At 50.6% G+C, this 24,124-nt stretch carries 26 protein-coding genes and 1 tRNA gene; 11 read left to right on the forward strand and 16 right to left on the reverse strand.

The window, feature by feature from the left end; genetic code table 11:
* Window positions 1-7: 7 nt before the first annotated feature.
* Window positions 8-703, reverse strand: a complete 696-nt coding sequence (locus tag NDA01_RS07145; RefSeq protein ID WP_190551590.1) for a manganese catalase family protein — start codon at window positions 701-703, stop codon at window positions 8-10.
* 371 nt (window positions 704-1,074) lie between these two features.
* Between NDA01_RS07145 and NDA01_RS07150 the strand changes: the two genes are divergently transcribed.
* Both NDA01_RS07150 and NDA01_RS07155 read left to right on the forward strand, forming a co-directional pair.
* The gene (locus NDA01_RS07150) at window positions 1,075-2,751 is read left to right on the forward strand and encodes a dynamin family protein (RefSeq protein ID WP_348227397.1); all 1,677 of its coding nucleotides are present in this window, start codon (window positions 1,075-1,077) and stop codon (window positions 2,749-2,751) included.
* 113 nt (window positions 2,752-2,864) lie between these two features.
* The gene (locus tag NDA01_RS07155; protein ID WP_190436621.1) at window positions 2,865-3,146 is read left to right on the forward strand and encodes a hypothetical protein; all 282 of its coding nucleotides are present in this window, start codon (window positions 2,865-2,867) and stop codon (window positions 3,144-3,146) included.
* A gap of 6 nt (window positions 3,147-3,152) precedes the next feature.
* On the opposite strand, the gene NDA01_RS07160 is transcribed toward NDA01_RS07155, so the two are convergent.
* Window positions 3,153-3,635 carry a VOC family protein gene (locus tag NDA01_RS07160; protein WP_348227398.1) on the reverse strand — a complete coding sequence of 161 codons (483 nt, stop codon included), beginning with the start codon at window positions 3,633-3,635 and terminating at the stop codon, window positions 3,153-3,155.
* An 82-nt stretch (window positions 3,636-3,717) separates the two neighbouring features.
* On the opposite strand from NDA01_RS07160, the gene NDA01_RS07165 reads away from it, so the two are divergent.
* Window positions 3,718-4,218, forward strand: a complete 501-nt coding sequence (locus tag NDA01_RS07165; protein WP_348227399.1) for a DUF4385 domain-containing protein — start codon at window positions 3,718-3,720, stop codon at window positions 4,216-4,218.
* 76 nt (window positions 4,219-4,294) lie between these two features.
* The gene (locus tag NDA01_RS07170) at window positions 4,295-4,639 is read left to right on the forward strand and encodes a hypothetical protein (RefSeq protein ID WP_348227400.1); all 345 of its coding nucleotides are present in this window, start codon (window positions 4,295-4,297) and stop codon (window positions 4,637-4,639) included.
* A 6-nt stretch (window positions 4,640-4,645) separates the two neighbouring features.
* On the opposite strand, the gene NDA01_RS07175 is transcribed toward NDA01_RS07170, so the two are convergent.
* Together NDA01_RS07175 and NDA01_RS07180 are read right to left on the reverse strand one after the other, a co-directional pair.
* On the reverse strand, window positions 4,646-6,982 hold the full coding sequence (locus NDA01_RS07175) for a glycoside hydrolase family 31 protein (protein ID WP_348227401.1): 2,337 nt from the start codon (window positions 6,980-6,982) through the stop codon (window positions 4,646-4,648).
* Window positions 6,983-7,200: 218 nt separating this feature from the next.
* Complete coding sequence (locus NDA01_RS07180; RefSeq protein ID WP_348227402.1) at window positions 7,201-7,983, reverse strand: SDR family oxidoreductase; 783 nt, start codon at window positions 7,981-7,983, stop codon at window positions 7,201-7,203.
* Window positions 7,984-8,334: 351 nt separating this feature from the next.
* Between NDA01_RS07180 and NDA01_RS07185 the strand changes: the two genes are divergently transcribed.
* Complete coding sequence (locus NDA01_RS07185) at window positions 8,335-8,835, forward strand: orange carotenoid protein N-terminal domain-containing protein (protein ID WP_348227403.1); 501 nt, start codon at window positions 8,335-8,337, stop codon at window positions 8,833-8,835.
* Window positions 8,836-9,114: 279 nt separating this feature from the next.
* Window positions 9,115-9,669 (forward strand): response regulator, encoded by a 555-nt coding sequence (locus tag NDA01_RS07190; protein WP_348227404.1) that lies wholly within the window; start codon window positions 9,115-9,117, stop codon window positions 9,667-9,669.
* A gap of 26 nt (window positions 9,670-9,695) precedes the next feature.
* On the opposite strand, the gene NDA01_RS07195 is transcribed toward NDA01_RS07190, so the two are convergent.
* Complete coding sequence (locus NDA01_RS07195) at window positions 9,696-9,833, reverse strand: hypothetical protein (RefSeq protein WP_348227405.1); 138 nt, start codon at window positions 9,831-9,833, stop codon at window positions 9,696-9,698.
* A gap of 75 nt (window positions 9,834-9,908) precedes the next feature.
* Here NDA01_RS07195 and hemC point away from each other — a divergent pair, with 75 nt between their 5' ends.
* Both hemC and glgA read left to right on the forward strand, forming a co-directional pair.
* Entirely contained in the window at window positions 9,909-10,874 is a 966-nt protein-coding gene (gene hemC / locus NDA01_RS07200) for a hydroxymethylbilane synthase (protein ID WP_190551569.1), read from the forward strand.
* 203 nt (window positions 10,875-11,077) lie between these two features.
* Entirely contained in the window at window positions 11,078-12,496 is a 1,419-nt protein-coding gene (glgA, locus tag NDA01_RS07205; RefSeq protein WP_348227406.1) for a glycogen synthase GlgA, read from the forward strand.
* Here glgA and NDA01_RS07210 read toward each other — a convergent pair whose 3' ends face one another.
* The 3 genes from NDA01_RS07210 to NDA01_RS07220 form a co-directional block, all read right to left on the reverse strand.
* Window positions 12,497-13,063 carry a thermonuclease family protein gene (locus tag NDA01_RS07210; RefSeq protein ID WP_348227407.1) on the reverse strand — a complete coding sequence of 189 codons (567 nt, stop codon included), beginning with the start codon at window positions 13,061-13,063 and terminating at the stop codon, window positions 12,497-12,499.
* A 43-nt stretch (window positions 13,064-13,106) separates the two neighbouring features.
* Window positions 13,107-13,475 (reverse strand): 2Fe-2S iron-sulfur cluster-binding protein, encoded by a 369-nt coding sequence (locus NDA01_RS07215; protein ID WP_348227408.1) that lies wholly within the window; start codon window positions 13,473-13,475, stop codon window positions 13,107-13,109.
* A 144-nt stretch (window positions 13,476-13,619) separates the two neighbouring features.
* Entirely contained in the window at window positions 13,620-14,264 is a 645-nt protein-coding gene (locus NDA01_RS07220) for a LuxR C-terminal-related transcriptional regulator (protein WP_348227409.1), read from the reverse strand.
* A gap of 379 nt (window positions 14,265-14,643) precedes the next feature.
* Here NDA01_RS07220 and NDA01_RS07225 point away from each other — a divergent pair.
* Window positions 14,644-14,728: transfer RNA gene (locus tag NDA01_RS07225), tRNA-Ser, on the forward strand.
* Between the two features lie 129 nt (window positions 14,729-14,857).
* Complete coding sequence (locus tag NDA01_RS07230) at window positions 14,858-15,508, forward strand: pentapeptide repeat-containing protein (RefSeq protein WP_190551560.1); 651 nt, start codon at window positions 14,858-14,860, stop codon at window positions 15,506-15,508.
* Window positions 15,509-15,544: 36 nt separating this feature from the next.
* On the opposite strand, the gene NDA01_RS07235 is transcribed toward NDA01_RS07230, so the two are convergent.
* The 6 genes from NDA01_RS07235 to NDA01_RS07260 all read right to left on the reverse strand — a co-directional run bounded on the left by NDA01_RS07235 (window position 15,545) and on the right by NDA01_RS07260 (window position 21,510).
* Window positions 15,545-16,099 (reverse strand): DUF421 domain-containing protein, encoded by a 555-nt coding sequence (locus NDA01_RS07235; RefSeq protein WP_190436663.1) that lies wholly within the window; start codon window positions 16,097-16,099, stop codon window positions 15,545-15,547.
* Window positions 16,077-16,898, reverse strand: coding sequence for an alpha/beta fold hydrolase (locus NDA01_RS07240; protein WP_348227410.1), 822 nt, complete (start codon window positions 16,896-16,898; stop codon window positions 16,077-16,079). Before NDA01_RS07240 ends, NDA01_RS07235 begins: the two co-directional genes overlap by 23 nt.
* A gap of 34 nt (window positions 16,899-16,932) precedes the next feature.
* Window positions 16,933-18,603: a RecQ family ATP-dependent DNA helicase gene (locus NDA01_RS07245; protein WP_348227411.1), complete on the reverse strand. Its 1,671-nt coding sequence runs from the start codon at window positions 18,601-18,603 to the stop codon at window positions 16,933-16,935.
* Window positions 18,604-18,627: 24 nt separating this feature from the next.
* Complete coding sequence (locus tag NDA01_RS07250; protein ID WP_348227412.1) at window positions 18,628-19,632, reverse strand: SDR family oxidoreductase; 1,005 nt, start codon at window positions 19,630-19,632, stop codon at window positions 18,628-18,630.
* A 189-nt stretch (window positions 19,633-19,821) separates the two neighbouring features.
* Window positions 19,822-20,856 (reverse strand): SDR family oxidoreductase, encoded by a 1,035-nt coding sequence (locus tag NDA01_RS07255; protein WP_348227413.1) that lies wholly within the window; start codon window positions 20,854-20,856, stop codon window positions 19,822-19,824.
* 135 nt (window positions 20,857-20,991) lie between these two features.
* Complete coding sequence (locus NDA01_RS07260) at window positions 20,992-21,510, reverse strand: DUF6335 family protein (protein WP_348227414.1); 519 nt, start codon at window positions 21,508-21,510, stop codon at window positions 20,992-20,994.
* A gap of 257 nt (window positions 21,511-21,767) precedes the next feature.
* Here NDA01_RS07260 and NDA01_RS07265 point away from each other — a divergent pair, with 257 nt between their 5' ends.
* Window positions 21,768-22,571: a class I SAM-dependent methyltransferase gene (locus tag NDA01_RS07265; protein ID WP_348227415.1), complete on the forward strand. Its 804-nt coding sequence runs from the start codon at window positions 21,768-21,770 to the stop codon at window positions 22,569-22,571.
* 100 nt (window positions 22,572-22,671) lie between these two features.
* Here the strand turns inward: NDA01_RS07265 and NDA01_RS07270 are convergent, their stop codons facing one another.
* Window positions 22,672-23,157, reverse strand: a complete 486-nt coding sequence (locus NDA01_RS07270) for a hypothetical protein (protein WP_348227416.1) — start codon at window positions 23,155-23,157, stop codon at window positions 22,672-22,674.
* Window positions 23,158-23,304: 147 nt separating this feature from the next.
* Window positions 23,305-23,817, reverse strand: coding sequence for a hypothetical protein (locus tag NDA01_RS07275; protein WP_190436682.1), 513 nt, complete (start codon window positions 23,815-23,817; stop codon window positions 23,305-23,307).
* Between the last annotated feature and the right edge of the window lie 307 nt (window positions 23,818-24,124).

Here is a 24,124-nt window from a genome sequence, read left to right on the forward strand (position 1 = left end):
TTCTGACTTATTTAGCAGAAGTATTTAGCGGATCAGCCACATATTGGAAGGTAGGCTCAGAGTTCCAGGGGCCACGTTCGTCTGGCTTATCTCCATCCGTCGATAAGTTGAAGTAGAGTGCTACAGTCTCATCTGGCTGGATGTTGCCAAACATCGGATCAGTGAGTTTGCCCATGGAATCTAGCGCTTTCATAAACATCTGCGTGTGCGAAATTTCGCGTGTCAACAGATGAACGAGGGTTTTTTTGGTTCCTTCATCGGTACATAACTTGATCAACTCTTCGTAGGTTTGACGAGCGCCCGCTTCTGCGGCAATATTTGCTCTCAAGTCACGCACCACATCTCCGCCTTCGTTCAAGTAGCTAGCAGTCCAGTTATTTCCTTGACTATCTAGAAAGTGAGGCCCCTTACCGCGCACTGCAAAGAGCGTACTCTTGTAGGCTTCTGTTTGGTCCACATCTTTTGTATGAACTTCAATCAGTTTGCCTACCATTTCGAGGTGGCTAAATTCCTCGATCGCGATGTCTTGTAACATGTCTCGAATTCCTGCATTCTCCACATGGAAAGACTGCACCCAATACTGCAAGGCGGCTGAGAGTTCTCCGGTGGCTCCACCAAATTGCTCTAGCATCAACTGCGCAAAGCGAGGATCGGGCTCATTAACTTGAACTGTATGAATGGGTTCTTTTTTATGAAAAAACATAATCTTGGCCTCAAGCTCCTAATAAATTCGGTGCAATGAAATTAAGAGATATCTCAAAATTCACTGTGGATTTTCACAATCCTGCGTTCAGCTTAGGAGGCCTTACAGATTCATTCGTACCGCTGGAGGTATAGTTAATCGAAATAATTGATTTTCCTAAAGGGAGTATAAATACTCGCCTGAGCGCACTCTCTCCCCTTTTTTTAACAAAATTTTCAGCCAAAATTCTCTTCAAATTCTGAGCAAAAATATCACTTTAAGACAAGTATTGATGAGGCTCTTTGCGATCGCTTCCCCAGACGCTCCTACAGACATTTCTAGACAAATTTTTTGAGATTGATATCTTATAAACAGGCGTTCAAGTCAACCTTATGCAGTCACCCAACGCTTCCCAGAATTTACTAACGACGCTTAAAACAGCGGTAGGTCTGCTGGACTTAGAACCCAATTCACCCTTGAAGCAAGATGTCATCGCAGTTTGCGATCGCCTGATCAGTTCTGATTTTCGCATCGCAGTATTCGGCCCCTTCAACTACGGCAAATCTACCCTGCTGAATGCCCTACTCGGTGAAAAAGCGCTACCGATTGACCTGATTCCCACCACAGGCGCAGCGATTCGAGTCAAGTACGGTTCTGACTTATCCACTCGGATTTTGTTGAGCAGTGGCGCTGAGATCTGCGAAACGGGCACCGATGTTTTGAAGCGATTTGCCATCTTAGATGATCAGCGGCGGATGCGAGAGGATGTGGCTGCTGTTGAGGTGTACTGTTCCCATCCTTTTTTGCAAACAGGCGTAGAGCTGCTAGATTTACCCGGAACTAACGATCGCGACGCTCAAGATGCCTTGGTTAAAGACCAACTCTTAACCGCAGATCTGGTCGTGCAAGTCTTGGATGGCCGCAAACTAATGACCCTAGGAGAACGCGAAAACCTGCGGGATTGGTTGCTCGATCGCGGCATTACCACCGTGGTATTCGTCGTCAATTTCCTCAACTTACTGGAAACCGACGACCAAAAAGAAGTGTATCGGCGCATGCGATTTGTCGCTGAGAGTTTTCGTTCACAATTACCTCCGGGTGTTAGCAATCTATATCGTGTCGATGCCTTACCTGCCCTGAGATCCCGCCTAAAAGGAGATATGGCAGCGGCTCAGACGGCAGGACTCCCTATGTTTGAATCTGCTTTGCAGAGCATTGTCCAAGCACAGCGTGGTCAGAGCGAACCTCGTTTACCGCGTGTAGTCGTGTTAGCGAACCAAGTACAACAAGCCTTACAAGTTAAGCGAGAAGCGATCGCCCATGAAATCGCCACAGCAGAACAAACCCGCAACAAAAAAGTAGAAATCCGCCAAAAAGTCCAAAAACTGATTAAAGATGGGTTTCTCGCCAGTGCTACTCAATGCCGCGATTGGCTATCTCTCCCTAACCTGCTCGATCGCTACCAAGCCGATGCTGCCGACGCTCTCCAGAGATTTGACTTCGCCACCTGGGAAACCAACACACTGAAACCTGCCTGGAACGAACAAAAGCGATCGCTCGCCGAATGGGTTTACAAAGCTTGTGAGTTTCTCAACTGTCCTCGACCCACAGATCCGTGGTTTGCTTTCCCTGAAGCGCCTCAAGTCTTCCTGACACAAGACCCACCCACAACCAAAAGCTCCAGTTCATCGAGTGATTCTACACCTGTCGCGATCGCCACTGGGCTAGGCTGGGTGTTAGGAGGCCCATTAGGAGCCGCAGTTTTAGGAGGAGCCAGCTATCTGCTCAATCAAACCACTGATACTCCTGCCTCGGCACCGCCCACTTCTGCCGCAGCTTACACAGTCCAAACTCAGCAAGCTTGTTCGGAGGCTGCGAAAGATTATTTAATTCGCTTCAACACTCTGGCTTTGGCAGCACTGCGCGACTACGAACTCACCGCCGAGCAAATATTCAATTTTTCTGTACCCGCCGAACCCCTAGAACTTTCCCACCAACGCCATCAACTGCGATTGCTAGAAGCTACTTTAGAGAATCTAACCCAAGCCTTAGCATCAGTTCCCCATTAGAGCTACAGGATTAGCGCCTTTGCCAGCGTAGGCTATAAGTATGCTTAAGAATGATGCGGTAACGAGAATTACTTGGATAGGCTAGAAGGTAAAACCTCCTATAGAAACCTTTTATGCATACCACCCAAGATCCGTTTCAGAAGGCCAACTATTTCTTTAGAAAAGCCGACTATGTGAAATGGCATCGGCAGCAAAGTAAGCAACAAATTCTGCGATCGCAAGTTGGGTTTATTGAGACTGCACCCTCTCGCCCGAAAGCTTGCCAGGGTTGCGCTCACTACCATGGCGTGGCTTACGGCACTGCTTATGAGAGCCGACATATGTTGATTTGTGGTTTCCATCCCTATGGTTGGGGAAACCAAGGGACTTGCCCTGACTGGGAAGGCGGCTTCTAAGGCAGTTTAAGTGCTGGTATCTGGATCTGTATCTGGGTCACAGCGAATCTCAACCAAAAAGCCGTCGGGGTCATAAAAGTAGATGCCGCGTCCGGTGGGGCGGGTGACTGGGCCTTCTGCGATCGCGACTTGATTTTGGTGCAGTACTGCCACAGCTTGGTCAAACAATTGCGGCTCGATATCAAAGGCTAAGTGATTGGCACGGGTAAAGCCTCGGCTAGGATCTGGATCGGGTGGTGTGAGATCTGGCTCCCAAAACAAATCGAGCACAGTGCCATCGGGCATGACAAAATTAGCAACTTTCCCTGCTTCTACCAACGCTCTCAATGTACTCGGAACTGCATCTCCGGTTAACTCTTGTAGCCCTAACAAAGTGCCGTAAAACTGTCGCGAGGCTTGCAAATCTTGCACATTCAACGCGATGTGATGCATGCGACGCAGCATACCAAGAGCCAAAGTGGGGTTGCAGGTGGAGAAACTAGATTGCATAACGAGCACCATTCCATTCAGAACATATTGCCAAAACGATCGCCAGCACTTCTATTCAATCTAAATCAGATCTAGAGTAGCCATGTCATTTGATTATTCTTTGGACTTCAAAACCATTGATTTCCGCCAGCACCCAGAACTGTATCGCGTTGGCAAAGGCGAACAAGGTGTGCTGATGGTAGAGCCGTACAAGGCAGAAATTTTGCCTCACTGGCGTTTCAAAACTCCTGCGATCGCTAAACAGTCTAGCGAAACGATTTACCAGATGTTTCTGGACTATCTGGAACAGGGAGATTTTGTTGGAGCAGATATGGCTCGGAAATTTCTGCAAATGGGTTACACGCGATCGCGCCGTTACGCCAACCACAAAAACGGCAGAAAATACCAAGCCAATCCGCAAAAAGCGGGTTCTGAAGCTGATCAGCAGGCAGCACGACAGCAAGTTTTGCCTTACGACGTAGATCCGATCAAGGCCGAATCGGCGGCTATCTTTAAGGAGAAATGGGTTGAGGCCAAGACGAACCCGCACTATCTGCAACTCTTAGCCGAGCATCGCCAAAAGTACGAAGCAAAGCCTCTGTGATCTCGCTACCTGGGGTGGGCATACTGACACGGTTACGTGCAGCAATTCAGCCCTAGCCCCTTGTCGGAAAAACAGCATGAGGCACCCTGACGACCAACCCCAACCCTTAGGCCCAACTGATTGGATGCTAGCGAAAGAATTGGGAGCTGTGATTAGCACTCAGCAACGCTTTTACCAATCCTGCGATGGAGCCTTGAGGGCTTTGCTCAGTCTCTCAGAGTGGGGCATTGTACAAGAAGCAAATGATGTCACTGTGTTGCTGGTGATGTGCCCTACGATCGTTGTGACAGATCGGTTGCTGAAGCGCTGCACGAGCCTAGCTAACAAACTATTGAAGGTTGCCGATACGCCCGCTCATCTGCATATTCAAGGGCCAGACTGCTGGTTTCGCTGTCCAGCGGATATTCTCCGGGGGCAATAGCTCGATTTAGAAGGTGAGGCGGTGGGCTGTACCATCATCCTGAAAGCGCTGTTCACCGATGCCCACGAGCTCCACAATAATTTCGCGATCGCTGGGTGTCCAGTTGCCTTGCCGCGCTGCAATTTCTACCACGATTTGCTGACCTTCTGGGAAGACGCAATAGTGAGTCGTAGCCCAAGCACCATCCCGATACTCAAAGGTATGACCATCATCTTCATAATGAGTCCACTCGCCAGTTCCGGGCCAAATTCGTAGCCTAAGTTCGTCTAGCGATCGCTCATTCACATACTGCATCACGGGAGCCATCGGGATGATGCTCCCGGCGGCGACATAAAGCGGCATCCGTTCTAGCGGTGCATCAGCCAGAATGTGAGTTGGCCCCTCAAACTGCTCTCCACTCCACCAGTCGTACCAAGTCCCTGCTGGCAAATAAACAGCTCGACACTCCACACCCGGACGGTAAACTGGCGCTGCCATCAAGGAAGGACCAAGCAACACTTGGTCGTATAAGCTGTAAGTTTTGGGGTCGTTGGGATATTGGTAGAGCAATGGGCGCAGAATGGGTGCCCCTGTGGTTGCGGCTGACCGGAACAAGCTGTAGAGATAAGGCAGCAAGCGATAGCGTAGCTCGATGTATTCGCGGCAAATGGCTTCCACGCGATCGCCAAAGACCCAAGGCTCATGTTGTGCTGTCCCCATTGAGGAATGGCCGCGCATCAGGGGATACAGCATCCCCACTTGCATCCAGCGGGCAAATAACTCTGCGGTGGCATTGCCTGCAAATCCCCCAATATCACACCCCACAAACGGCACGCCTGATAGCCCCATGTTGCAGAGCATGGGCAGAGACATTTCCAAATGCTCCCACAGCGATTGGTTATCTCCCATCCAGACAGAGGACCAACGCTGCACACCCGCATAACCCGATCGCGTCAGGACAAAGGAGCGATCGGTGGGGCGGAGTTTTTCTAGGGCTTCGGCTGAAGCTTGCGCCATGTTTAAGCCATAGAGGTTGTGGGTTTCGGCGTGGGTAGCTTGCTCGTCCTTCGGGCCTTGCGGCGCATCGAGGGGAAACCAAATTTTGTTGCCATTGTCTCCAAAGGGGCGATCGTCCAGGGCAGGTTCATTCATGTCGTTCCAGATACCTGCTACACCCGCTTCCGTCAGGTTTTTGTGCCAATCTGCCCACCAACTGCGAACTTCTGGGCGTAAGAAGTCAGGAAATACGGCTTTGCTGGGCCAGACGTAACCGTGAACTAGTTGTCCATCCGCTTTCCGGACAAAGTAGTCTTTTTCTAGCCCTTGGTCGAACACGGCATAGTCAGCTTCTGGCTCGTATTTCACCCCAGGATCAACGATGGTTACAGTTTTAAAGCCATCCTCAGCCAAGTTGCGAATCAGTTTGTCAGGTTGGGAAAAGCGTTTGGGATTCCAAGTGAAGACCCGATAGCCATTCATGTAGTCGATGTCGAGGTGGATGACATCGCAGGGAATCCGACGCTGACGAAACTCATGGGCGATTGTTTGCACCACATCTTTAGATTCGTAGCTCCAGCGGCATTGGTGGTAGCCGATCGCCCACTGAGGTGGCAGAGACATCCGTCCGGTTAGCTCGGTGTAGGTGTGGATAATCTGGGCGGGGGTGGGACCGTAGATGATGTAGTAGTCAAGTTCGGGGCCACGGGTTTCCATCCGCCACACCCCTGCTTGATCTGCGCCAATGTCAAACTGGCTCCAGTAGGTGCTGTTGAGGAAAATGCCATAGCCCACTTTGGGCCGTAGCGACATAAAGACGGGAATGGCTTGGTACATCTCATCGCTGAGAGAACCGTAGTCGAGGGCGTCTGTAGTCCAGTTGGTTTTGACTTCGGCGAGTTTGTCGAGGAACCCAGTGCGCTCTCCAAATCCGTAGAAGTGTTCGTCGGCTTCAATCTGTTTCCATGCGGCGATCGCGCCTGTCCGCCAAGCCATACCAGGGGCAACATCTTGGGCGAAGGGGCGGTTTTGGTGGTCGAAACAGGTGAGTTGAGCGGTGTCTCGTTGAATTGAAACTCGGATCTGCTTGGTTTTGACTTCAATCGTAGTGGGAGTTTCTTCGAGGTCGAAGGAGACGGCGGGCCATTCGTGGTCGTCTTTGGTGACGGCCCAGGAGCGACGAGGTTGAAAGGTGCCTGTGGGGGCAAGGCGGACGCGAATCAGGTTGGGAGCCAGGATGCCGATCGCGAGTTTAGGGCCACCACAATCGAGGTGAAGGGTGCGATCGTCTTTTTGAATGGATTGAACTGCGCCAATGGTGGACCAGGATTGGGTAGTGGTAGGGAGTTTTCCAAATACTTGTGGCATGTGGGTTCAACCTGATTTTTATCGGTTTAAGTCTGGGAAATCCGAGCCCTTGGAGGCGCTTGCCCCCAAACCCCCACTGAGGGACGGCTGCGTCCCCCAGGCCCCCTCCAGAGGTAACTTCTGTGTGAGGTGGCTATGTTTTAATTCTGGCTTCTCTGGCTCCCCTTCCCTGTCAGGGAAGGGGCTGGGGGTTAGGCCTCACAGCAAGGAGATCCACACTACCCTTGCAACAATGATTGAGCGCCATCGATCCAGACTTCTGTACCTGTGATGTGGCTGGAGTTGTCGGAAGCAAGAAAAAGGACGAGCTGGGCGACTTGTTCGGAGGTGCCTGGTTTGCCGTCGGTGAGGGGGATTTTGCCTTCCGGAAATTCGACGGGTTCTTGGATGTCTTCTAGGGCGCGGCGTTCGGTGTTTTCGTCGATGTTGGTGGTGATGGCTCCGGGGCAGATGACGTTGACGCGAATCCGGTGTTCGGCGAGTTCCAGGGCAGCCATTTTGGTGAAAGCGACTTGACCTGCTTTGGAGCAGGCGTAGGCGGTGGCTCCGGTGTTGCTGAACATGCGGGTGCCGTTGACGGAGGAGGTAACAATCACGGAGCCGCCTTGCTTCTTCAGCAGTGGGATGGCGTATTTGACGGTGAGAAAGGTGCCTTTGAGGTTGACGTTGAGGGTTTTGTCCCACTCGTCGGGGTCTAGTTCTTCTAAGGCAGTCCAAACGCCATTGATGCCAGCGTTGGCAAAGACGATATCTAACCTGCCCCATTTATCTGCGATCGCCTGAATCGCTTGCTGCATCGCCTCAGGTTGGGAGATGTCAGCTAGTACTGGGATGGCTTCTCCACCCGATTTTTGAATCTCTTCTAGGGTCTGTTGCACATCATCGTCACTGCGGCCTAAGGCGGCTACTTTGGCTCCTTCTTTAGCCAGGAGTTGAGCTGCGGCTTTACCGATTCCAGATCCGGCTCCTGTGACTAGTGCCACTCTCCCTGCCAGTTGCATACGATCTGTTCTCCTCAAATGAATGGTAGCGATCGCTTACTTCACGAAATGAATCTCTTTATTTTTTAAGCCGTCTTTGGCTCCTGCTTGGCAAAACTGGTGGGCGATCGCTTCGCCAATTCCTGTGCCTGCTCCGGTGATAGTGGCAACCTTGTCTGCTAAACGTGCGCTCGCAAGCTACTCTTCTAGTTGAGATAGGCGCAGACAAAGTGCGACCTACTACCCCTTATACTCTGCTTCCTTTAAGACTTTTCCTCTGTCTGTAGTAAGGTTTGGCTACCTCTATCTTCAGTGGGTTTAAGAGATGTAAATCCCCTGTTACCTTGCAGGAGTTGTATGAGTGAGATCCCGATGACATTCACGAAAGACGAAACGATTAGAAGTAATGTAGAAGCTTTCCAAAGCTTAGATGTGGATCAGCAATTGGCGCTGTTCTATTTCATTTACAAAGAGATGGGTGGAGCCATTACGCCTGCTGCTCCTGGCGCTAGCACCGTTTCTCCTGAAATCGCTGAAGGGCTGTTCAACCAAGTCAAGGACATGTCCCATGAAGAGCAGCTGCAACTGCAACGTGATTTAATCACACACAAAAACGGTTTGCTGGCTCGTGAATATGGCTCCATAGGTGACACCACCAAGTTGTTGTTCTGGTATCGCTTGGCTCAGGGTATGGACGCTGGCACCATCATTCCGTTGCCTGCCAACTATCAACTCGCGGCTGAAGCCCAAAGTCTGCTAGAGCAAATCAAAGGTCTACAATTCCAGCAGCAAATCACTCTCTTCCGTGACCTAGTTTCCCCAATGGGTGTTGACTCCGCAACTGCTGAGCACGACAGCGAAACAGGTTTGTAAGTTAGCCTCAGAGCTTTCAAATCAAAAATTTTGATGGCAAGCTAAATCTCTTAGCCCTCTCAAATATTTCAATCACTCTTTAAATCACATTTCCTTCCAGAGTTAGCTAACTGCATTCATGTTGCTCAGTATTTGAGGCTCATGAATGCAGTTTTTTTATGGTTTAAATCACTAAAAATTGTTTCAATCTGCTAATTAATTCTTGAGCAACGTGAAAACTGAAGCAGACTCAATCTCCACGTAGCCCTAGGGGCGACCCTCAACTCTTAGTAATCAGTCATGGCAAATCAAAAAATTTTAGTCATCGATGATGGAAAAACCATTCGCATGCAAGTGCGGGACATGTTGCCACAAGGCAGCTTTGAGTTTTTAGAAGCCAAGGACGGAGTTGAGGGCCTAGATTTAATTCGCAAAATTCGTCCCAACATCGTATTACTCGACTTCTTCATGCCGCGAATGAATGGCTGGGAAGTACTAGAGCAAATGCAAGCTCAACCAGAACTCCAAAGCATCCCGCTCGTATTGATGTCAGGGCGCAAAGAAGAAGTCGTCGAGAAAGTGCCAGACTTATTCGATCGCTTCGAGTTCATCGAGAAACCCTTCGGCCAAAAAGCCTTAATTGGAGCCTTACGCGCCGCGATCGCCAAATCCAGAACTCCAAAGCCAGCCGCGATCGCCACTCCCAAACCCACCACCCCTGCCACTGCTGCTACCACCTCCAACTCAGCCATCCCAGCCCTCAACGTCAAGCTCGATCAGATGCAAGCAGACATTGACAGCTTGAAAAAACAACTCGTCCAAATCACCGGATTCATCAAGCAAAAACTCAAATAACCTAATCCCGCACACCCCACAAAAATTCACTTCTGGAGGGGGTCTGGGGGACGCAGCCGTCCCTCAGCGGGGGTTTGGGGGCAAGCGCCCCCAAGGATTCGGATTTTCCCAAAACCAACAATACCTACTAACTTAATCATCTGTAACCATTCAACAGCAGTCATTCAAGCCTCTGCTGTCCATCGCTGCGGTAATCTGGAAAGAGTGACTTTAAGAAAACCCTTTCACTGCACTGCCTTATGTCCTCCGCTGTTTCCAGTCCTGCTCGCACAATCCGCATCGGTTCGCGTAAAAGTCAGTTGGCTTTAGTTCAGACCTACTGGGTTCAGGAACAGTTACAAAAAGCCTTCCCGGATCGGACATTTGAAGTGCACACCATGAGCACCCAAGGCGACAAAATCCTTGATGTCGCGCTCGCCAAAATTGGTGACAAAGGGCTGTTCACCAAAGAACTAGAGCTAGGCATGATCAACAACGAGATTGACTTTGCCGTCCACTCGCTCAAAGACTTGCCCACCCGCCTACCCGAAGGACTGATGCTAGGTTGCGTCACCGAGCGCGAAAACCCCGCCGATGCTCTAGTGGTTCACGAAAAGCATAAAGACAAACAGCTCGCCACCCTACCCGCTGGAGCCGTCATCGGTACTTCCTCCCTGCGGCGACTGGCTCAACTGCGTCACCACTACCCCCACCTCAGCTTCAAAGACGTGCGCGGCAACCTCAACACCCGCCTCGCCAAACTGGATGCAGGTGAGTATGACGCTTTGATCTTGGCAGTTGCGGGTTTGCACCGCTTAGGGATGGGCGATCGCATTCACCAAGCTATTCCTTCTGAGGTGTCTCTCCACGCTGTGGGCCAAGGTGCCTTGGGGATTGAGTGCCGTGAAGGCGACGCAGAAGTGCTGAACGTGATCAAAGCCTTAGAGCACACCCCTACCGCGCAGCGCTGCTATGCTGAGCGTTCTTTCCTACGGGAACTCGAAGGGGGTTGCCAAGTACCCATCGGCGTGAACACCGAGATTAACGGCGATGCCCTCACCCTCACCGGACTAGTTGCCAGCTTAGACGGCCAAACCATCATCAAAGAGAGCATTACAGGCCCTGCCACTGAAGCCGAGCGCTTAGGTACAGAGCTAGCCAACCAGGCCAAGCAGCAAGGTGCCCAAGAAATCTTGAATCAGATTACTGCTGAAATGCGTAGCTAACTTAGTTTTGCCTTGTACTGTAGGGGCACCTCTCGTGGGTGCCTTTTTTTGTGAAGTTTGCAGAGGAATAGGGCATGGAGTGCGATCGCCATCCAGGCAGCTAGAGAGAAAGGGGCAGGAGTCGGTATGATGACGTTACTAGTTCGGCCAATTTGCCAATCTGACCTGTTCAGCTAACCATTTCAGGGGATACAGGAATTAACATGCGAATTCTGTTTGTTGCCGCAGAAGCAGCCCCAGTTGCCAAAGTGGGTGGGATGGGAGATGTCGTCGGTGCCCTACCACAAGTGTTGCGCCAGATGGGCCACGATGTCCGCATCTTTATGCCCTACTACGGCTTCCTGCCAGATAAGATGTCAATTCCAGCCGAGCCTGTTTGGTCGGGTAGCGCCATGTTCCAGACATTTTCTGTTTACGAAAGTGTGCTTCCTGGGACTGATGTACCCCTGTATTTGTTTAACCACCCAGCCTTCCTACCCCGGCATATTTACTCTGGTGAGGACGAGGATTGGCGGTTCACCCTGTTTTCCAATGGAGCGGCTGAGTTTGCTTGGAACTATTGGAAGCCAAATATTATTCACTGCCACGATTGGCATACAGGCATGATCCCGGTTTGGATGCATCAAACGTCTGATATTGGCACTGTATTCACCATTCACAACCTGGCATACCAAGGGCCGTGGCGCTGGAAGCTAGAGCAGATGACTTGGTGCCCTTGGTATATGCAAGGCCACAACACGATGGCGGCAGCCGTGCAGTATGCCGACCGAGTCACTACCGTTTCGCCCACCTACGCCCAGCAAATCCAGACCGCTGCTTACGGGGAAACGCTGGAGGGGTTGCTGTCTTTCATCAGTGGCAAGCTGAGCGGCATTGTCAATGGCATTGACATGGATTCTTACAATCCAGAAACGGATAAGCGCCTGACGCAAACTTTTAATGCTGATACGCTCGATCGCCGCCCTGCTAACAAGATTGCGATCCAAGAAGAAGTGGGGTTAGAAGTCAACTCTAAAGCTTTCTTGATTGGCATTGTGACCCGATTGGTGGAGCAGAAGGGCATCGACTTAATTATTCAAGTGCTCGATCGCTTTATGTCTTACACAGATTCCCAGTTTATTTTGTTGGGAACGGGCGATCGCTATTACGAAACCCAAATGTGGCAAATTGCTTCTCGCTATCCGGGTCGCATGGCCGCTTATTTGCTCTACAACGATGCTTTAGCGCGGCGCATCTATGCGGGATCGGATGCTTTCTTAATGCCTTCCCGGTTTGAGCCTTGTGGCATTAGCCAAATGCTGGCAATGCGGTATGGCTGTGTCCCGATTGTGCGCCGCACAGGTGGTCTGGTAGATACCGTCAGCCACCACGACCCGATGAATCATACAGGTACGGGCTACTGCTTCGATCGCTACGAACCGCTGGATCTCTATACCTGCATGGTCCGCGCTTGGGAAGGCTTCCGCTTCAAGCCGCAATGGCAGGAAATGCAGCAACGCGGCATGCACACCGACTTTAGCTGGGATAAATCTGCTAGAGAATACTCCAACCTCTATAACGACATCCTGGGCATCCCCAACGAGGCTCCAGAACCAGAGAAGCAACTCGAAGGTGTGCATTAACTAGCGATTTTGGGCGCGAAATTCTGCCGGAGTCAGGCGCATGGGTTCGTTAGGGTTCCAAATGCCCACCCCCATGAGTCTGGCTTTTTCTTGGGCACGCTTTAAGCGTTGGTCGTATTTGGTATTTGGCGATCGCGGTACTGCCAACGCATAGCCCGCTTCTACTAGCTTTTCGTTGACTAGCTTACCATCTAGCCAAATGTAGCCCAGTGTTCGCTCGTAGCGATCGCGAGATTCTAGTCCAGGTTCTAGCAGCACAGGCTTACTGCCGATCAGACGCTCTAGTTGTTGCTTAGCGGCGGGTCCCCAAGGTTGCTGGGCTAAATCTGGTGCATCAATGCCAATCAGCCGTACTCGTTCTGGTGTACCAGGGGAGTTATTAGCAGGGCTGATCTCAATCACCTGTCCATTGGCGATCTGCTCCACTTTTACTAAGGTGCCTTGAGCTGACATCGGGCTTTGGCAGGCTGTCAGTGAAGCTACTAGCAACCAGAGGCCGCAGTCAACTCCCAACCTTTGCCACCACCGCCAGCTCTGGAAACGCGATCGCTCCTGGTCTCGGCTCACTCTCAATCTCAAATCTAAAACCTCAAATCCTCAAGCGGCAATTCTAGTCTTCGTCCAAAGGCAGACCTACTTTGATCTTGCCTTTGCCAAAATAGCGACCAAATTGCAGCTCATAGACTTCATCTTCGTCTTGAGTTTCTACCTCTAAATCAGAGCGGGGGTAGCTGACACAGAGCAAGGCATAGCCGCGATCGCGCAAATGGGGAGAGAGACCCACTGCTTCCGGCTGATCGAGTTCGCCAGAGACAACGCGCACCGCACAGCTCGTGCAAGCCCCATTGCGACAAGCAAAGGGTAGCTCTACGCCTTGGTTCTCGGCGCTATGCAAGATATAGCGATCTTCTGGTACCTGAACCGTGTGGTGGGTACCTTTCTGGCGGTAATGGATGCGAACAGAATAGGAACGGGTCATGAATCTCAAAGCGTGCAAGCACTGCAATCAGGGATTTGTCCATTCAGTAGCAGAGAATTTCCGCAGGAAACTCAGTACCACAATGACAATGGACTATCTATAACTGTGCCAGCTTTTGGCCATCGCTGGGACAAATCTAGGCGCTTAGCACTGATAAATCCGTTTTTTCGAGTAAAGATTTTTGATATGAGTTTTGACGGTGTTAAGGCTGACCTGCAAGGTTTGGGCGATCTCTTGGTAGCTATACTCCTGTTTCAGCAACAGCCAAATCTCGGCTTCTCGTTTGGTCAGTTCCAGTTGTGTCTGCACCAACTGCAATTCTTCTTCCAGGATTGCTTGCCGATCTTGCAGCACAATCAAGATTGCCTGTTCTAGATCAGCCGCCGCAGTTGGTTCACCGGAGTTGGGCAGACCTTTGAGCCAGCGAGCCGAAACTTGTAGTCTCATCGTCGGCTCAATTTGGTAATCCGCTAAGACTACCTGGCTCTCTGGGCAATTGCGTCGCAGAAAGAGGCGACAAAAAGTTTCCAGCTCCTCTGGCAAAGTTGAGCGCGAGGGCGGGAACCAACGGCACAGTTCTACCGCCCGCTGATTCCAATAAATCAGCTGGAGGGTGGGGGACACCACCACAAAACCTTGACCTAATGAATTCAGGACAGCCTGTAACAGTGCCAAATCTAACCTGGCAACCTGCTGTTCTAAGCTAGGGGCAGGCGATCGCTCTGAGTCCACCGCTACAGCAGAGGTAGAGAGTGGAAATGAGTTGCTCATCTGAGCCTTCGAGTTCAAAGCTTTTCCTCCAAGCCGAAATAGGGGTTGAACTCAACTCCTAGAGAAGACATAGAGCAATAGGTAGGTGAATAATTTCAGAGAAAAGTCAGTGGTGTTACTAGCGACAGTCAGTCTAGTGCCGTTAGTAACAGCGTCAGCGACAGGCAATTGGCTAGATGCCTTACGAGAACGTAGCTTCTCAAGCGGGTGATATAAATTACATTAGCTGATGCAGATTTTTGTTTATAGCGGTAAAAGTCAGATAAAAGTCAGATCTAGGTCAGTAAAAATAAATGATGGAAGCTTATTTAGAAATAACTCGCCAAAACCTAGCCACTTCTGGTAGTATTTGCTAAGATAGAAATCCTGTGCTGAAATAAGCAGTGCAGACCCCCCAGGAGAGATGGCCGAGTGGTTGAAGGCGCAGCACTGGAAATGCTGTTTAGGGCAACTTAACGAGGGTTCGAATCCCTCTCTCTCCGTTCCCAAAGATATTCTGCAAATATTAGGTTAAGGCGATCGCCCTGCCCTTGTATCACACTACGCACTTCCACCTTAGAGAGGTTGGGCTATGATCCCCATAGCTTCCTAGGGATAAGGTGTGAGTCAGAATGAATGTGAATGAGCTGCTAAAGCGTTATACAGCGGGTGAGAAGGATTTTGGTGCCATAGAACTACCAAAAGCACCGCTACAGGCAGTCATTCTAAGGGGAATTAGCCTGAAAGGAGCTGATTTAGTAGGCGCGAACCTGAGTGGCGCTGATCTTAGCGGCGCTGACCTGAGTGGCGCTAACCTAACAGGCGCTAATTTAACGGGTGTCATTCTGAGCCGAGCCCGTTTGATAGACGCAATCTTGAGAGTTGCTAATTTGACCCGAGCTGATTTAGTCAAAGCTGATCTTAGTCGAGCTAATTTGGTGGGAGCGAAACTAAAAGCAGCAAACTTGGTTCAAGCCAATCTCAGCCGCGCTAGTTTAGGGGAAGCCGACTTGCACGGAGCGAATCTGTATCAGGCTAATCTGCGGCGGGCTCACTTATATGAAGCAGATCTGATTGGAGCGACGTTGCAAGGCGTAGATTTGAGCAGTGCTGACCTGCTAGGTGCCAGTTTAATCCGGGCTGACCTAACGGATGCTATTTTGACTGCCGCAGATTTGAGCCATACTCAATGGACAGGCATCAATCTGACAGGGGCGAAGTTGCATGGGGCTACGTTGCCAGAAGGAATGCTGGCTCTGGTGCAGTCCTATTCCTTGAGCTAGCGCATTCCTTGAGCTAGCGCCTTTCTTGCCCCCTGGTTATTCAGCTCCTTTGGTCACAACGTCACGCTTCAAAGTCCGATAAGCCACAGATCGAGGCTTCTCTGGGATGACACTAACACTGCCATCCGCTTCCATATAAGCAGCCTTGACATCTGCAAGTTCTTCAATCCCTTGTTGGCGAAATTGACTCATTAATTCATCTTCCGTGATCAGTTCTCGCCGCAGGTTGCGCCGTAACAGTTTACCTTTCTCAACTAAGAGCAAGGGTGGGGGATTGAGGAATTGCTGCACCGCTGGAAAACGAAAGCCTAACCAATTGAGAGCGTAGCTCCAAAAAATGACGGTGCCAATCAGAACCGCCCCTTCTGTAATGGAAGTATAGTCTCGCGCCATCGCGTTCTGAGCAGCCTCAGCAAATAAAACTACGACTAACAAATCTGTAATTGCCAAGCTGCCTAATTGCCGACTAGGGAGCGATCGCAGAACCCCAAACAAGACTAGATAAACAATTGAACCCCGTACAAAAAGCTCAACCAAAGAGAGATTAGGGACAAATAGCTCTCGCCAATCAACGCTGAATAAGGAACTCATCAAGCTTTATACCTACCTGCTGCTTTGCTTCGATGCCATCCAGAAAATTCAAGATAATGCTGCTGGACTTTTCCACAAGGAATAAATTCCATTCATGAAATCCCTCGTCAACGACAATAAGCTGAGAGTTAGGGATATGACCTAAAAACTCTTCAGCCACGCTTAGAGGGGTTGTTAAATCCTGACCACCCCAAAGTAGGAGACAAGGCGCTTGGATCTGGGGAAGTAACGGTTTCAGGTCTCCTTCCAAAGCTACCTTCAGGGTTTCAGCGACATTCTGGAGATGAAAGAAACAGTTGTATGTAAAAGCCTGAAAAATCTGCTGAAGCTGCGGCAACCGAGCTTGAGGCATCTGACCTAACATTTCCACCAAGCGACGCGGCAACACATCTGGAATGGTGCCAGAAGGAATCCCTGTGCTATCAATCAGCACTAGGCTGCTTACGACACTAGGCAGCGTGGCGGAAACTTGGGCCGAAATGCCACCGCCTAGGGAGTGACCGATCAGATGCACTTTTTCTAAATTAAGGATGTTAATAAAGTCGATTAAAAATTGGGTGTAATCGTTGTAATTCCAGACAGATTTTGATCCCGTTGTTTTGCCCAGATTGGGTAAGTAGGGAGCGATCACCCGATACCGTTGGGCCAAGAGGCTCAGCATCTCTTGATAGGGTTCTACCGAAACGCCCCAGCCATGCACAAACAAGATTGGTGGTGTAGCGGTGATCGGTCCCCCAATTAAATAGGAAACATTGCATCCAGCGAAGTGAATTTGCTTTTCAATTAACTGTGTGTTCATCCCATCCCCTTTGTGGTTTGTAACTCCTTAAGGATTAGCTCCTAATGGTTGAATCTGCGACAGCTGTATCCATCCGCTTGAGCAAGCCACGCAGTAGCACCATGCCCACGCCTAACGTCTTGTATCCAACGGTTTCAAATAGCACAGTGATTTTGTCGCCTTCGTAGCGCATGACTGTGCCTATGCCCCAGCTTTTATGCACCACTTGGCTGTTGATAGGGAAAGGCTGATGACCTGTTTCTGGCTCATTCGTGATTCCAGCTTTGCAGTTATCACAGAAACCACAAGATTCTGAAAGGCCTTCACCGAAGTAATTGAGAACAAAACGGCGTCGGCAGTCGCGTACTTCGGCATAGCCCCGCATCATTTCAATTCGCGATCGCACATATTGTTGGCGATGTTCTTGCAGGCGCACTGCTTCCTCGACGGCCTCTTCTAGGTCAGGGAGTGATTCGTTGGGTACCACTTCCCCGTTAGGCAAAGTCTCTAGGACTCCTACTTCGCCCAAACGGTTGAGGGTATTTTTGAGTTTGGAGCGGGACAAGTTCGTAGTTTCTTGCAGTTCGCGGGGAGCCATTGGTTCCTCGCGCTCTTGCAACGCCTGCACCACTTGCTCCACATCCTCAGTCTCAATTTTGCCGCCACTGGCAAAAAAGCGACGCAGGTTAAAGTCTTCGGGGTTGTAGAACAAAACTGCCTGAGCCGATTCTCCATCGCGTCCGGCTCGACCGATCTCCTGATAGTAGGAATCGATGGAGTCGCTAATGTCGTAATGGAAAACGAAGCGCACATTTGGTTTGTCCACACCCATCCCAAATGCAGTCGTCGCCACAATCACTTCTGCTTCATCATTCATAAAAGCGCGATAAGCAGCTTCACGAACTTGAGGGGATTTCCCAGCGTGGTAGACCACGGCTTTCACCTCTTGTTCTTCTAAGGCTTCCGCTAGCTCCTCGGCTCGTTTGCGAGTGGCTACATAGACAATGCCTGGTTTCTCAGCCCGCACCACGCGATCGAGTAGAGCTTCCTGTTTCTCACGAGTGTCTTCGTAACGTTCTACCGCTAACCAAATGTTGGGGCGATCGAACCCTTGCACCACAACCTTGGCCTTTTGCATGCATAGGCGATCGACAATTTCTTCCCGTACGGGCGGAGCAGCGGTAGCAGTCAAAGCCAGAACTAACGGATGACCTAAAGCTTCAATCACCGTACCCAAGCGGAGATAATCGGGTCGAAAATCGTGGCCCCATTCACTGATGCAATGGGCTTCATCGACCACAAACAGCGAAGGTGCGGCTGCTTGGAGTTGCTCTAGCACTTCCTCGTTGTTGAATTGCTCAGGAGCTAAAAACAGAAACTCTAGATTCGACTCGGCTAACTGTGCAAAGGCAGCGGCTCGCTCAGACTCAGCGATCGTGGAGTTGACCACACCAACCTCTGCTAACTTCTGGGCTTCAATGGCTGCTTTTTGATCTTGTTGCAACGCGAGTAACGGTGAAACGACCACGGTAGCGCCTGGAATCAGCAACCCAGCAAGTTGATAAATGGCAGATTTACCTGACCCTGTGGGCATCACAGCTAGTGTGTCCTGTCCTCTTAGGAGGGCGGCGATCGCGTCAGCTTGGCCAGGGCGGAGTTGCTCGTAGCCAAGTTGCGCTTGCGCTATTTGCTGAATCTGCTGTTTGGTTTTACGCTGTTTTGCCATCGTCGTTTCTCCATCCTCACCTATCTAAACTTCGTTGCCCCAACCCAAGAGTGCGGCTGCTCCTAAAGCGGCTGTGGCTGCGATCGCCCCCCAAGTGACGGTGGGGTGAGTATCGAGCCAAGTGGTCAGGCTGGGCTGAGTGGGGAACTCGCCGTTTACTTGGTCGTATCCAGAGATCGGCTCATACAAGTTGGTAGGAGCATCTTCAGATTTGGGTTTATCAGTGCGCTGAGCCTCAAACCCACTCTGGCGCATGAAGGCATCCACGAGTTGAGGTGACAACCGCTGGAGTAGAGTGATCGCCTTACCTGCATCTCCCACCACAATGTCGCGCGTGGGATGTTCGGCCACATAAAGAATGACTTTCGCCACATCGGCGGGCGCATAGAGCGGAGGCACCCCCATAGGCTTTACCCCTAACTTAGTGCGAGCTTTGTCAAAGACGGGTGTATTGATCGAAGCAGGCTGCACTTCAGTAACGCTGACTGGCACTTTGTCGTGCATCAATTCCACCCGCAGCGATTCGAGAAAGCCGTTGATGCCATGTTTAGAAGAAGCGTAAGCACTTTGCAGCGGTAAGGCTCGGATCGCCTCTACAGAAGAGACATGAATCAGCGCCCCGCGTCCTTCCCGCTTTAGATGGGGCAACGCCACCATTGCGCCAAACACTTGCCCCATTAAGTTGATATCAATGATTTGCTTAAACTCTTCCGGGGTGGTCTGTTCAAACGAGGCATAGAGTTCTACCGCCGCGAGATGCACCCAGGTATCCAAGCGGCCATATTGCTGAATCACTTTGTCTGCGATCGCCTGGACTTGCTTAAACTCACGCACATCTGCCGCGATCGCGGTGGCATCTCCGCCTGCTTGCCGAATTTCCTCAACTAAGGAATCTAATCCTGCTTGGTTTCGGGCGGAAACAATGACTTTGGCTCCTTCGCGAGCAAATTGCAACGCGGTCTCTCGGCCAATGCCACTAGAAGCGCCGACGATCGCAACCACTTGTTGGTTGATCGGCTTAAGTTGCATGATATAGAACTCCTTGGTTGGGTTTTTTAACTGGGCTAAAGATGAAGAGGTAGAAGTTTCCGGTTGTTAAATTAGATGACCTCTCCCCCAACCCCTCTCCGACGCGGAGAGGGGCTATGAAAAGGGGTTATGGCTCTAGCTCCTAGCTCCCCTTCCCTACTAGGGCAGGGGCTGGGGGGTAGATTCTTATTAAGGTTGCTGAGAATTATTGAGCATTCCGTTGGCTAGCAAAGCCAATGCTCCCACTGCCACTGTTCCCGCCACTGCGCCCCAGGCAAAAGGCGATCGCATGGCGAACCAATCGGAAACGCTGGGAATAACTAGGTTGCCAAAATCACCATCTACGCGATCGAGTCCCTGAGCGGCAGCGATCGGAGCGAAAACGTTATCAGGAGAAGCTTCTGATTCTGGCTCAGTGGTGTGCTGTCCTGGAATTCCCACGACTGTTAAAACGGCATCAATTAGAGGAGGAGAGATCCGCTGCGCCACATCCAACACTCGACCGACATCTCCCACAATAAAGTCGCGGGTGGGATGCTCAGCCACATACAGAATTGCATCTACGACCAAGCGCGGATCATAATAAGGCGGAATTCCAGTGGGCTTAACACCCAACTTGGTCTTTACCTTGTTGTAATACGGCGTATTAATCACAGAGGGCAGAACACTGGTGACGCTGATTGGTATCCCTTCATGTTGCAGTTCTACCCGCAGAGACTCCAACATCCCTTGCAGCGCATGTTTGGACGCACAATAAGGGCTTTGCAGTGGCAGACTCCGCCGACCTTCCATGGAGGAGATATGAATCAGGGCACCCCGACCTTCTCGCCTTAAGTAAGGTAACGCTGCCTTCGCGCCGTAAACTTGCCCCATCAGGTTGACATCAATCACCCGCTGAAATTCCTCTGGGGTAATCTGCTCAAAGCGAGCCAGCACACCCGTAGCAGCAGCATGCACCCAAGTATCCAGGCGACCGTAACGTTCTACTGCTTTGTCAGCGATCGCCTGGACTTGTTGCATATCGGCAACATCCGCAACCACAGCGATCGCGTCACCTCCGGTCCGTTGGATCTCCGTCACCAGAGAATCCAGCCCAGGTTGGCTCCGAGCCGCTACGACTACCTTGGCCCCTCGCTGAGCAAATTGCAGCGCTGCTTCGCGACCGATGCCACTAGAGGCACCCACGATCGCGACTACTTGCTGACTAATTGGCTTAAGTTGCATCACCTCTGTATCCTTATAACTACAAATCCCTCAGGGGCAAATCTCTCCGGGGATGAATCTGTCACCCAGTTAACTTTAATTAGTTGGACAGGTGAACCCTGCCCAACATAACTGCAAATCTAATTTGGTGAATCCCTACTCTTCTTGATGTCGATTTTGGTAATCCTCAGCAGAGGCAGGATCTAAGTCCCAACGATGCTCATCTCGCTGAGTAAATTTGTCGTTACCGTAGAAGTCTTCGCGATCGCGCATTTCTGTGCCCATTGCTGCGCCTAGGTCATCCACAATATCTTGGTCTGGAGTGGCGACGGTGCCGCCTACCATTTCTTCGCCTTCCATGTGCATGGTCCAGGCTGCATCAACATCTCCACCACTCAGCTCTGGGCTAGTCTCGTTGTAGGCCTGTCGGCGGTTGTGCATGGTGCGTCCGCCAGTGGTCCAACCTGGTTGATCTTTCACCCCCGTGCCATAGGATTCTGTGACTTCCTGAGGCACGTCATCATCCGCAATCTCTTCTGGTCCTTCCGCTTCGTCGCTAAACAATGCGGGATTGGTATATTCATTCAGTTCTGGTGCGTCCACATGTTGGCTCGCGTTCAGTCCTGGTTCTGAACCTGGTCCTGACTTGGCACCAGATGAGGTTTGGTTAGCCATTGCCCTGCCTCTCTGTTTTGCAGTTCTATAGTTTGTAGTTCTATAGTTGCCAAGGTAACGAAGATAAATCTGAACTCACTCCACAAATAGGCAGAAACGCAGGAATAAGGATGGGGCGTGTCCTTGGGACTGCAACTGTTTCGCTCGGTTGGCCCTCTGCAATTAGATAGATAACGGCTTGAGAGGTAAGGGAAATCAGAGTGATTATTTGGATAGGGTAATAGGCAATCGCTTAGAAACACCTAGTTCTAAAGTTCATGAATCAATACAAGCAACAGGTGATTGATTTCTTTAATCAGAGAATTGCCTATGACCAAGAAGGTTCTCGGCACCCTCAAGAAGCAGCCCAGCTCTTAAGTTTTGTACCCTTGCAAAAGCATCAAAGAGCGCTTGATATTGCTACAGGTACTGGATTAGTGGCAATTTCGGCGGCACAAAAAGTTGGAGTGCAGGGTTACGTGGTGGGAGTCGATTTTTCTCCTGGGATGCTGGCTCAGGCTAAGCGGAAGGTTGAACCTCTAGGATTAACAAACATTGAGTTCGTTGAAGCAGATGCAGAAGCTGTAGACTTTATGCCCGAAAGCTTTGACGTAATTTTCTGTTGCTCTGCGATCACATATTTGCCTGATATTCCTAAAACCTTAGAGAAGTGGTATCGGTTTCTGAGACCAGGAGGATTTGTGGCTTTTACCTGTCCTGCTGACACTGCTTACTTGGCCCCACTTCAAGGCAAAGTTTACACAGAGCTATTCAATCTTTCCTTACCTCACATTAACGAACCGCTTAACACGCCTGAGAAGTGTCGTAATTTGTTGCTTCAATCGGGTTTCAGAGAGATTGAGGTTGTAATTGAGCCGTCTGGATGCTATTTGAGCTTAGATGACGGTAGATTAAGCTGGAGCGAAAGTAGTTTTTACCCAAGAGGTAATCCCTTATCTCTATTATCTGCTCAACAACTGGAGCAACTTCAGAGGAAATATCGAGCAGAAATTGAGCAGTTGGCAACGGATGCAGGAGTATGGCAAGACATGACGACCTTCTTTGTGAAGGCTCGAAAGTAAGGGCGATCGCGTCTCGTCAGGCTCTGACAAATAGTTAAAAACTCCGCCCAGTTTTTGCCTAGGCGGAGTTTTTCTAATTACAACATCAATCTAAATTGCTTTACCAGCCTTGGTCAGCGGGGTCACCGTAGGGGTCTTCGCTAGCGGGACGAACGTTTCTCCGGTAGCGGGGGTCATCTGCGGGATCGCCGTAGGGGTCTTCACTGGCGGGGCGGATATTTCTAAATGGGTCCGTGCCATAGCCAGCTTGGTCAGCAGGGTCACCGTAGGGGTCTTCGCTAGCCGGGCGGACATTGCCGTAGGGGTCTTGATAGCCAACGCCATAGCCAGCTTGGTCAGCAGGGTCACCGTAGGGGTCTTCGCTAGCGGGACGCACGTTGCCATAAGGATCGTAACCGTAGCCAGCTTGGTTAGCGGGGTCGCCATAGGGGTCTTCGCTGGCGGGACGCACGTTACCGTAGGGAGGTTGGTCCGCTGGATCGCCGTAGGGGTCTTCACTAGCCGGGCGGACCCGTCGGTCATAGTTCACATCTGGGTCATCTCCCAGTAGGGCATCCTGCATTCTCCGGAAAAAATCATCAACCATGATGGATCTCCTATTTCGGTTTGGTTATCAAGCTGCTCACGGAGGCTCAATCTATCTCAGCCTGTATCCACAACCGCTGAGCAGCAGTTTTTCAATGTGTCCTGTAGCAACTATCCTGTAGCAACTAATCACTACCTAAACCTATATTTAATAAGCGGGAGCGGGCTCACCACTTGCGGCTAGATCGCGGAGGTCACGACCTGTTTCTCGACCGTTGTAGCCTTGGAACTCTTGATAGCGTCGAGCTTCTGCTTCAGGTACTCGAATGCCTTCTCGTGGTGGTGTCACCCAATGCACCTTACGCTGAGCATCCCGGTAGTAAACTCGACCATTTTTGGAGAGGTAATACTGTCCTTCTGGCCCTTGCGCCTGTTTGTTGCGATGCTGATTGTAAAGATAGTAAAGCGCGGCTGCTCCAGCCAAAATGGCAACTTTCTGCTTGTTGTTCAACCCTTGGTTTACCCGTGTATCATTACGGGGAGGCGCATATTGCCTGTCATTACGAGTGTTGTAAGTAGGCGGTTGCTGAGGCGAGGTGACTTGAGAATCGCCACAGGCAGCAAATAAGGGGAAGGTTAAAATCAGAGTTAGTACAAGCGCAAACCAACGAGTCGATTTGTGGGTGGTCGATTTGTCAGTGGTGGATAGGCTCTGGCTCATAACAAAAAGATTTGCTAAATGGACAGGATGCTGTTTCTCACTAATTGAACGAGTCAGGAATGTCGTTTTGGGAAAGTTCGTAAATAGCAGCCCAGCTGGGGGAGAAGCAAGGCGATCGCTGGAGTTTTGGAATGCACCCGAACATAACTTTGAATGCAAGTGATCAAGGCGCTCTATAGGCACTCATTAACGCCAAATTTTGGCAAAGTTCCATGCTGCTTGAGGCAGAAGTTAGCTATCAACTTCCCCCCTTGAGGAGTAGGTAATTTAGAAGAGTCGACGAAGTGCAGGCCAAAAGCTTGAAATT

Source organism: Trichocoleus desertorum AS-A10, from assembly GCF_039962155.1.
Lineage (GTDB): Bacteria > Cyanobacteriota > Cyanobacteriia > FACHB-46 > FACHB-46 > Trichocoleus.